This is a genomic window from Rhodoplanes roseus, from assembly GCF_003258865.1.
Taxonomy (GTDB): Bacteria; Pseudomonadota; Alphaproteobacteria; order Rhizobiales; family Xanthobacteraceae; genus Rhodoplanes; species Rhodoplanes roseus.
In genome coordinates this window covers 1-1010 of sequence record NZ_NPEX01000599.1, presented here as the reverse complement: position 1 = coordinate 1010, position 1010 = coordinate 1, and the positions used below count along the sequence as shown (strand labels likewise).

2 protein-coding genes are annotated in these 1010 nt (G+C 69.3%); both read right to left on the bottom strand.

Annotated features, from left to right (window positions below):
• Window positions 1-188 (bottom strand): 3-hydroxyacyl-CoA dehydrogenase NAD-binding domain-containing protein (locus CH341_RS31515; protein ID WP_170149891.1); only part of this gene is annotated, 188 nt, incomplete at its 3' end.
• A 127-nt stretch (window positions 189-315) separates the two neighbouring features.
• Window positions 316-612: an ArsR/SmtB family transcription factor gene (locus CH341_RS31510; protein ID WP_111423673.1), complete on the bottom strand. Its 297-nt coding sequence runs from the start codon at window positions 610-612 to the stop codon at window positions 316-318.
• Between the last annotated feature and the right edge of the window lie 398 nt (window positions 613-1010).

Genomic DNA, 1010 nt, shown 5'->3' with positions numbered 1-1010 from the left:
ATGCGCTCGATCGCACCGATGTCCTGCTCGAGAAGGTCTGAGATGAGGCCGAGCCGGGTCGGGATGGTGCGGCGCACCGCCTCGGAGGGCTCGAAGATGCGGACCTCGTGTCCGGCCGTGGCGAACAGGTGGGCGATGCCGTGGCCCATCAGGCCGCCGCCCACGACTGCGATGGTGGATGTCGTCACGTCGTCTCCACAGGCTCAGAGGACATATCGGTGCCGGCCGCTCGGTCTGTCCGCCGAGATGTCGTTCTCCTCACGGCGTCGCCGCGCGAGGCGCGCCCGCGCCGACCGGAGACGGGTCACCCCAGGCTCAGCGGCTGCGGCGGGGTGGCTTGCAGAAGGACTTGTGCAGGGCCGCGATGATCTCGCGCACCTCGGGGCGGGCGAGCGAGTAGTACACGTTCTTCCCGTCGCGACGGGTCTCGACGAGGTCGTCGGCCCGCAACCGGGCGAGCTGCTGCGACACCGCGGGCTGGCGCAATTTCACCGTCTGCTCGATCTCGCTCACCGACTTCTCGCCTTCGGTCAGCATGCAGAGGATGACCAGCCGCGCCTCGTGCGACAGGGCTTTCAGGAATTCGCTGGCCTCGCGAGCATTGGCCCGCATGGTGCCGAAATCGACGGCGGCGCCGGAGGAGGCTCGTGTCCTGCGGCCGGCGGGGGTCTGAAGGTTCATGGGCGGTCCTGTCTCGGGTATCCGTGGCGAGCCGCCGCCGGTCGAAGTCGTCCTGACGAAGTCGTCCTGCCGCGGCGGCATGCGCCGTAGCGCCGGCCGCCGCGGTTTGCAGCGCAACCATCGAGTCAGATATCATGATGTGCTAAGTTTGTCAGCGCACACACGAGCGTGGCGCGACCTCGTCACGAGGTGTGCCGATCGGGCTACGCGACCCCGAGTGGTCCCCGGGCCTCAGTCGTTCTGGCCGCCCGCCGGCCGGCGACCGGTCTCGGACACCTGATCCTGCCGGCCCGTCTGCTGCGAGCGCTGGCCGGGCTCCTTCCACGGCT

Coding starts and splice junctions, on each gene's coding strand:
- CH341_RS31510 (WP_111423673.1), bottom strand. CDS start 612: ATGCGGGCCAATGCTCGCGAGGCCAGCGAATTCCTGAAAGCCCTGTCG.